General features: G+C 32.7%; 13 protein-coding genes. All 13 read right to left on the reverse strand.

What is annotated here, in order from left to right:
• Nucleotides 1-10 precede the first annotated feature (10 nt).
• Complete coding sequence (locus ACLR9T_RS05825) at nt 11-1,333, reverse strand: hypothetical protein (RefSeq protein WP_413108590.1); 1,323 nt, start codon at nt 1,331-1,333, stop codon at nt 11-13.
• Nucleotides 1,333-1,830, reverse strand: a complete 498-nt coding sequence (locus ACLR9T_RS05830) for a hypothetical protein (RefSeq protein WP_413108591.1) — start codon at nt 1,828-1,830, stop codon at nt 1,333-1,335. The genes ACLR9T_RS05825 and ACLR9T_RS05830 overlap by 1 nt, the downstream gene beginning before the upstream one ends.
• Before the next feature lie 101 nt (nt 1,831-1,931).
• A complete protein-coding gene (locus ACLR9T_RS05835; RefSeq protein ID WP_413108592.1) occupies nt 1,932-2,384 on the reverse strand; it encodes a hypothetical protein in 453 nt (150 codons plus the stop codon).
• Entirely contained in the window at nt 2,384-2,764 is a 381-nt protein-coding gene (locus ACLR9T_RS05840) for a hypothetical protein (protein ID WP_413108593.1), read from the reverse strand. The genes ACLR9T_RS05835 and ACLR9T_RS05840 overlap by 1 nt, the downstream gene beginning before the upstream one ends.
• Nucleotides 2,751-3,101 carry a hypothetical protein gene (locus tag ACLR9T_RS05845; protein WP_413108594.1) on the reverse strand — a complete coding sequence of 117 codons (351 nt, stop codon included), beginning with the start codon at nt 3,099-3,101 and terminating at the stop codon, nt 2,751-2,753. The genes ACLR9T_RS05840 and ACLR9T_RS05845 overlap by 14 nt, the downstream gene beginning before the upstream one ends.
• A 55-nt stretch (nt 3,102-3,156) precedes the next feature.
• Nucleotides 3,157-3,435 carry a hypothetical protein gene (locus ACLR9T_RS05850; protein WP_413108595.1) on the reverse strand — a complete coding sequence of 93 codons (279 nt, stop codon included), beginning with the start codon at nt 3,433-3,435 and terminating at the stop codon, nt 3,157-3,159.
• Nucleotides 3,436-3,514: 79 nt separating this feature from the next.
• A complete protein-coding gene (locus tag ACLR9T_RS05855) occupies nt 3,515-4,075 on the reverse strand; it encodes a hypothetical protein (protein ID WP_413108596.1) in 561 nt (186 codons plus the stop codon).
• On the reverse strand, nt 4,065-5,072 hold the full coding sequence (locus tag ACLR9T_RS05860) for a DNA cytosine methyltransferase (RefSeq protein WP_413108597.1): 1,008 nt from the start codon (nt 5,070-5,072) through the stop codon (nt 4,065-4,067). The genes ACLR9T_RS05855 and ACLR9T_RS05860 overlap by 11 nt, the downstream gene beginning before the upstream one ends.
• A complete protein-coding gene (locus ACLR9T_RS05865) occupies nt 5,069-5,326 on the reverse strand; it encodes a DUF3850 domain-containing protein (RefSeq protein ID WP_413108598.1) in 258 nt (85 codons plus the stop codon). Before ACLR9T_RS05865 ends, ACLR9T_RS05860 begins: the two co-directional genes overlap by 4 nt.
• A gap of 58 nt (nt 5,327-5,384) precedes the next feature.
• Complete coding sequence (locus tag ACLR9T_RS05870; protein ID WP_413108599.1) at nt 5,385-5,780, reverse strand: hypothetical protein; 396 nt, start codon at nt 5,778-5,780, stop codon at nt 5,385-5,387.
• A 10-nt stretch (nt 5,781-5,790) separates the two neighbouring features.
• A complete protein-coding gene (locus tag ACLR9T_RS05875) occupies nt 5,791-6,525 on the reverse strand; it encodes a hypothetical protein (protein ID WP_413108600.1) in 735 nt (244 codons plus the stop codon).
• 16 nt (nt 6,526-6,541) lie between these two features.
• On the reverse strand, nt 6,542-6,868 hold the full coding sequence (locus ACLR9T_RS05880) for a hypothetical protein (protein ID WP_413108601.1): 327 nt from the start codon (nt 6,866-6,868) through the stop codon (nt 6,542-6,544).
• A 1-nt stretch (nt 6,869) separates the two neighbouring features.
• Nucleotides 6,870-7,207, reverse strand: a 338-nt coding sequence (locus ACLR9T_RS05885) for a hypothetical protein (RefSeq protein WP_413108602.1), incomplete at its 5' end; no start/stop codon positions are given.

Here is a 7,207-nt window from a genome sequence, read left to right on the forward strand (position 1 = left end):
CTTATACCCCCTACATCCGCTCGATATATTCTGTGTGCGTTATAAACGTATAACAGAAGCTATCGTAATAGTCGTTTATATTGTCTATGTTTTCATCTTCGGGTCTTGTACTGTCTTTTTCATCCCAAACAAGACTTCGCATAGCTTTTCTTAAATTCTTACATTTTCTATTTATCTTTAACCTACCACTACGCAGCAGTAAATCTATTGTTCTTGGTCTGTCTGATACCTCATTTTTAACAACGCCTGTTATTATATCTGCGTTTAGCTTTGCTTTCCTACACGCAGAAATTAACGTATTTATTAAAGTATTTGATGCACTGTCGCAAAAAGCGAATTCGGGATAACCATAGTTTTTTATAACTTCTCTATAAAACATTATAAATTCGTTACAAAGTCTATCCGTATCAATCCCGTTTGATTTCTCTATATCACGTTCGGTCAATACTGTTAATGTATACCAATCGTTAGTATATCCCGTTGCATGGAATGAATATTTTGAACCACTGTCACCAAAATCCACCCCTATAATGATATGATCGTATCTTAACGGTTTTCCTCTTTTATCTATTAATTCATCATCATTTACTAAATACTGTTCTTCGTTATTAGGATAGTATGGAAATATCAGCCCCTCCGCAACTCTTCTTAAACCTTTTATATCACGGTCATACCAGACCGTACCTTTTTCGTATGTGTTTAGAATGTTTCTTAATTTTGTGTTAGATATACTCATGTTGTCGGCTATAGTGAAATGACCATAGTTATAACCGTATGAATCATCTAACTTTTGTTGTTTCTCATGAAAGCCTAATATTTCATCATAATAATAATGGTGAGGGTCTTTTGGGTTAAGATCATGGAATATTTTTCTATTAGAACTCGATAACGTTCTGTCCGATACTTCTTTTAAAAAGTCTTTGTGACACTCGTTGGCTTCTGTTATATACGAACTCCCTAACGTAAATCCTTTTATAAATGCTTCATCGCCTTTTTTTCTACCGCCAGCAACTAATATAACCTTTTCCCCGACTTTTGTCTGAACGTATATACACTGTCGATCTTGAAACTTGCCCTCTCGGTATCTGCCCTCAAAGTAATTAAATATTCCAAATCCGTCGCATACTGCAATATTTATTCTTGCGGTTGAATTAGTTACTCCAGCTATTAAATGTATTTTATCGGGGTGTGTTTCTAGGTTAAGACAGAAAGCGTATGTATTTAGTACATTCTTGCTTCCTCTTTTACCGCCCTCTGCAACATTTAGCCAGCAGTCAAACGTATTTGCTAAATAATTTAACTGCTTTTGATTAAAAGGTGCTGGTATGTTCATTATTCAAATTCCTCTAATTTACGCGTTGGGGCTATGTTGCTTAATACCGCTTTAGATAATGTGTTTATATTCTTAGCAATGTCATTAATGTCAATTTCATCAACAGGCTTATCCCTCCATTGTTTCGGCTTGCGGTTCTTTAACCAATATATCATTGCGGTTGTATCGGGTATAACTTGTTTAGTTATCTCTTTGGTAACAATCAACTCATATTTCCCTGTATCGGGATTTAGTTTTCGTTCCTTGGTAACTTCTACATAGTTGTATCCTACTGCACGTTTATAAAGCGAATTTTCTACCTCAATATCGGGAACTTCTTTGCCTCTTTTTAGGGCGTTGCCAATGTTGGGATATTTCTTAGCCCACTCACTAAGTGTTTCTCTTCTTATTCCAATGTTGCGGGCTATCTGCTCGTTGATCAGCCCGTCACGCGCCCACGCTTCTATTTTAAGCAAGCCATCGGGCTCTAGCCATTCTTTATATTTACCTTTCGCCATCGACTCACCACCCCTTTTAATGTTCTAACTCTATTTATACTTTTGCAACTATAATTATACTATAAAAAGACACCTGTAAAGTGCCTTAATTGCTTCTTAACTTACCTAAATCGCTTCCTCTTTATTTCCTCAAAATATTTTTCAAATTCTTCACAGGTCATTTGTATTTCATTGTAGTATCTTCTTGTTTCTTCATTGATCTGTGTTACTTTTGTTGCTAATTTAATTATGTTTCCTCTCCTGTTATGGAAAGGATCGTATATATATATTTTACCTTTTGGAATTTTAACTAATCTTCTCCAATTATCGTTTATTTTTTTATATGCTAATACATCTTTTACGACTCTAAAGTATCTATTTGCGTCGTGTTCTAACGAATAAGCATTATAACGTTTCCCGTTTCTTATTTCACCGTTACGCAATTTCCTTACGTGTTCTGTAAAAGTTGTTAATGACATTCGCATATATTCCGCACATTCTTCACGTGTTCCTATTTTTACTAAATTGTGGTCTAAATCATAAACAACATACTTTTTTTTGCGTTCTGTATCCATTAACCAACCTCCATTAAATTAGCCATTTGTACGGGATAGAAACGGTTTTCTTCGAATTTCATATCTAATTTTCTTATTTCTTCTAAATTCTTATAAATTCCTAAATAACTGAAACATTTAACTCCGATGACTGTACTTACAAAAGGTTTAATAACATACAAACATTCCTTTTCTACATTATCCCAAACCCATGTTTTAGGCTTTAACTCTTCAAATTTATAAGGCTTTATTGTATTATTAGCTAATAATTTTTTTAGCTTTTTGTATTCTTCAAGAAAATCTTTAACAAACGATGTTGCAAGTGGAATGTTATTTTTATATTTATCTTCTTGCAACATTTCTTCTAACAAAGGTATTTCATAATCTCTAAGCATCTTCATCACTCCAATCTATTGCTTGAGCGCAATTAGAACAATATTTAAATCTTTTGCTATACTCATAATCGAATATAGTATGTTTCCCACAATTAGGACAAACACATATTGTTTCATTTATATAACCATCTTCATCGTAGATGGTTTCTGTGTCTTCGTCTTTAAATATTTCACTTAGATGTGGCTTTTTAGGTGTCGCTTTATCAACTAACTGTTGTAATGTATCAACATATTCTTTTGCCGTACTGTTGCAAATTTTATTTATGTCACATTCAGCGCAACTTACTTTTTTAGCACATGAAACCTTTACTAAATCATCTAATGCTTCTTGATATTTATGCATACTTCACCTCATTATCTTGACTTCTAATCCATATTGCCATTGTTTTTCACTCCTTTCATGCATGTCCGCACATTTTACCAACTAGATATGTTTCGCGTTTACCATAGTTGTTATAACGATAAATTTCACCATGTAACGGACTTTCGACGATAATTAAGTAGTGTCCGTCTTTATTTAAACCGTCTAATAATTCCTTTAAAGAAAAATACGGTTGTTCTATAAGTAACTCATTGTTTTTAATTACTTCATTATTGGATAAATTAATTACTAAAGCACCCTCTAACCCAAACGGACTAATTAATATGTCCGCAGGATTAATTTCTAACATTTTCATCTTCTAGTAGCCCCTTTTTTACTTCTATGTATGCTTTAAACTTTATTTCTCTATTCATTTTTATATTTCTCCTTAATTTTTATATCCACCATATCTTTTTATTTTCTAATGCTGGTATGTTGTAACAAACCCAGCAACACGCTTTATTAAACGTTCCTTTACAGTTTTTAAATTTAATACGTTTTTTAAAAATACCAATAGACAATCCGTTTACATGCTCTTCGTACATGTTTGCACGTGTAAGAGTTTCTAAAGTGCTTAAAGGAAGTAACAATGCAAAAGACTTTATTTGTCCGCTATCAGCAAGATAGAAAGTTCTTTCAATTATCTTGTTTTGTTCTCCAAAAGGTGGATTGCTTATTAAAAGTTCGCATCCTATTGGCGGTAAGGTTTTAAAAAAATCATTTCCTAAATCGTCAAATATATGTGTGGCTGAATATTTTAAATTCAGTTCATCAGCTCTTAGTTTAAATTCACTGTCATAGTTATTGAATGGAAACCATATATTTTTAAATTCCTTAATCCCGATAATGTTATAAATACATTCAACTACAAACCTTGGCGTAGCAACGTGATTAGGATCATTTACTTTTGTTTCTTGATATAATTCTTCGTTTGTTTGAAATAAATTAGTTTGCATATATTACCTCGGCGCCATAATCAAATATTGTCATTTGCCTATCTATGGCTTTTGTTTCTCCTAATATAATTTTTCTAAAAATGCTTTCAAAAATTGTAACTGGAATAGAATTTCCCGCCTGTTTATATAAAGCGGTATTCATTTTATTTTCGTGTTTGTTTGGGTTGGCTTCTAACGCCTTATAGTAATCGTCGTCACTGTATCCTTGTAATCTCCAGCACTCAAGTTCTGTTAAATACCTATACTGTCCATTACCTAAATCAATAACACCCGAGTTAGGTGCACGCATTTGTTTGCATGTTATTGTATAACAATAGTCTTTTATAACTTTTACCCCAAACGAAGTACTGTTTTCGATATCTATTTTTTTTAGCATAGATGGTTGTGTTACCAAATATTTATCATTAAAATCATTTTCTAAAAAATCATTAATGTTTTTCATTTTGTAAGTTATAAGATCATCAAACTCAAAAGGGACGCTGCCTAAAGTTGAAACTGTAAATACTCTTTTTCGCGCTTGTGGAAGTCCAAAGTCTCTTGCGTCTAAAATTTTATAACTGTTTGTATATCCTAGTTTTTCCATTTCGTTTAAGTATTTTACAAAATTTTTACTCATTTTCTTATGTAAAACACCTACTACATTTTCCCAAATAACATATTTTGGTTTCCATTCTCCCATCTGTTTAATTATGTTAACTGTTTCCCACATTAACGATGATCGGGTCCCGCTGTTTTCGTCATTTCCCTTTTTCAGTCCCGCTATAGATACATCTTGACACGGACTTCCATGTATTAAGATATCAGGCTTTAAATTCCATCCAACAACAGATTGGGTTTTATACTCAAGTTCATCAGCGAACATAGAATTATATGATTTAACTGCTTTTTCATCAATTTCCACATAATCAATTGCTTTTGTATTAACGCCTATATTTCTTAAAGCGCACCGCGGAGAACCAACGCCGCCAAACAATTCTAAAATCTTAACTTGCTTCATTGCGTTATCTGCGCCCCTAAATCTAAACGCTTCTTAGTTCCTAATGTTACATACCCGTCTTTGCAGTAATCTTCAACTACGCACATTACTTCTACGTGGATAAAACGACCTGTATAGTCTTTGTTGTACTCTTCCAAACACAATATGTCACCCTCTTTAAAATCACGATCATTTAAACGTATTTCAAAGTTCTTTTTATCCTGTAACTGTAGGTTAAAGTGTTTTGGTTTGGTTTTTAATCTTATAATTCTCATGTATGTATTCTCCTTTATCAAAATCTCGCTAGGGATTAATCCCTAGCTTAGATATTATTTAATCAATTCCAATCATAATTGGCTTAGGCGCTTCCTGTACCTCACCGTCGATATTAAATTGTCCTACCGCTACGTCTGTAATCTCCTGTAGCATATTTGTAACTACACCTGTCGAATTATCTACTTTTTGCATATTAAATAAATTCGTTTCAATTTTATTTAGTGGTCTTAATTTAGATGTTGTTGTAAAAGTGACTACTAACTGTTTTTTATCCTTTATAGGGACAATTTTTATTTTAATTGCTATTTCACGTGGCTTATCATCCGTGTTAATATCATTAATGTTATTAACAACCTTATCAAGTTCATAAGCAACGTTTTTTAACAGTTGTCCGTCCTGTATTCCTAATATCCCTAATTCTTTTACATCGCTAATTTTTAATTCATCATTCATATTACTGCTCCTAACCAATTATTTTAACCTTGCCATCGTTAATAAGTTCTTTTAAACTTCCATTAAGATACTTAACGATGCGTTTTTGCACATCGTATCTCCATTGTCCGCCATCCGCTTCGTACAATATCACTTCTCCTCTTTGATCAACTCTAAATAAAAACTTAGATTCTACCTGTTCTATTTCTGCATATGATCTTATTGGCTTTAATTTAACAATAGGTTGTATCGTATATTTCTGGTTTAACTGCGCTCCTTTTTTCGCAGTAATAGTCTGCCCTATTCCATCATCATTAAATTCTACATCCTCAACTATTCTCAAACTTGAAATAGAATTTATAAACTTGGTTGTATTTTCTGTTTCTATGAACGCGGTAGACAACTTGATTATTAGTTCCTCTACACTTTGTCTACGATCCAACCCTAAATCGGGAATTAATGGATATGCTTTAATAATTTGGTCCATTTCTCCCGCGATGTTATGAGAAGTAGATACAATAATGTCGTTTACATCCACGTTAACTACTAAAGCTGGTATCCCTAATACTTCGTTTTTGATAACAACTTTGACCATTTCAACAAGACCGTTTAAACTGTTTACATTAATAATATCCATTCTTGGTTTTTTTAACTGTTCATATCCTTTAGCGGTTTTTATATAATCAACTCCGTTAATTGTTTCTAATTCGGGTTCTACCTGTCCATTCACTAATTCTTCAATCTTTTCTGCTAATTCTTTTAACATTATTCTTTCCTCTTTCTTAATCAAATTTTATTACCAGCCATGCCCACGATTTATCAAGCGGGCATATATTTTTTGTTTTAGGACACTTTATAAAATCATTTGTGCATTCGATCATATTTTGTTTTTGTTCGCAATATGGTAAATACTGTCCTAAATCGTGAGTGATATTGTTTATATGTTTCTCATTTTCTATACATTCATGTACTGCATTTTTAAACTGTTCATTACTGTAGTTCATAAATCTTGGGTAAAGCATTTTTATATGTTCGGGTGAAAAACCCTTATTGTTTATATAGTTCATCCCTAGAAATGTCATAGCTTTTGTAAATTCTTCGAGTGTCATTTTAATAGAACTCGCTAAAATCCATTACAGGAGCTATATCCTTAGTTGTTTGTGTTTTTCTAGGTTTGTCCTGTTCACGTGCTAACCACCCGTTTACGAATTTAAGTATTCCCCGTTTGGTCTTTCTTTTGGTCGGGTTAGCATCAAGCCACCCTTTCATATTTCGTAGGCATTGCATAACTTCTACATTAGGGTATAATTCTTGCCATTCATTTAACTGCTTATTTGTAATCGGATATAGAGATTTATCATTTAAAACAAGTTCGATTACAGACGGCTCTAAAGCGACTTGTTCGCTTGGAGCAGTATATATATTATTATTTATATTATCTTCTATAT

The sequence above is a fragment of the Thomasclavelia sp. genome, from assembly GCF_047249845.1.
GTDB lineage: Bacteria > Bacillota_I > Bacilli_A > Erysipelotrichales > Coprobacillaceae > Thomasclavelia.

Coding starts and splice junctions, on each gene's coding strand:
- ACLR9T_RS05825 (WP_413108590.1), bottom strand. CDS start 1,333: ATGAACATACCAGCACCTTTTAATCAAAAGCAGTTAAATTATTTAGCA.
- ACLR9T_RS05830 (WP_413108591.1), bottom strand. CDS start 1,830: ATGGCGAAAGGTAAATATAAAGAATGGCTAGAGCCCGATGGCTTGCTT.
- ACLR9T_RS05835 (WP_413108592.1), bottom strand. CDS start 2,384: ATGGATACAGAACGCAAAAAAAAGTATGTTGTTTATGATTTAGACCAC.
- ACLR9T_RS05840 (WP_413108593.1), bottom strand. CDS start 2,764: ATGAAGATGCTTAGAGATTATGAAATACCTTTGTTAGAAGAAATGTTG.
- ACLR9T_RS05845 (WP_413108594.1), bottom strand. CDS start 3,101: ATGCATAAATATCAAGAAGCATTAGATGATTTAGTAAAGGTTTCATGT.
- ACLR9T_RS05850 (WP_413108595.1), bottom strand. CDS start 3,435: ATGAAAATGTTAGAAATTAATCCTGCGGACATATTAATTAGTCCGTTT.
- ACLR9T_RS05855 (WP_413108596.1), bottom strand. CDS start 4,075: ATGCAAACTAATTTATTTCAAACAAACGAAGAATTATATCAAGAAACA.
- ACLR9T_RS05860 (WP_413108597.1), bottom strand. CDS start 5,072: ATGAAGCAAGTTAAGATTTTAGAATTGTTTGGCGGCGTTGGTTCTCCG.
- ACLR9T_RS05865 (WP_413108598.1), bottom strand. CDS start 5,326: ATGAGAATTATAAGATTAAAAACCAAACCAAAACACTTTAACCTACAG.
- ACLR9T_RS05870 (WP_413108599.1), bottom strand. CDS start 5,780: ATGAATGATGAATTAAAAATTAGCGATGTAAAAGAATTAGGGATATTA.
- ACLR9T_RS05875 (WP_413108600.1), bottom strand. CDS start 6,525: ATGTTAAAAGAATTAGCAGAAAAGATTGAAGAATTAGTGAATGGACAG.
- ACLR9T_RS05880 (WP_413108601.1), bottom strand. CDS start 6,868: ATGACACTCGAAGAATTTACAAAAGCTATGACATTTCTAGGGATGAAC.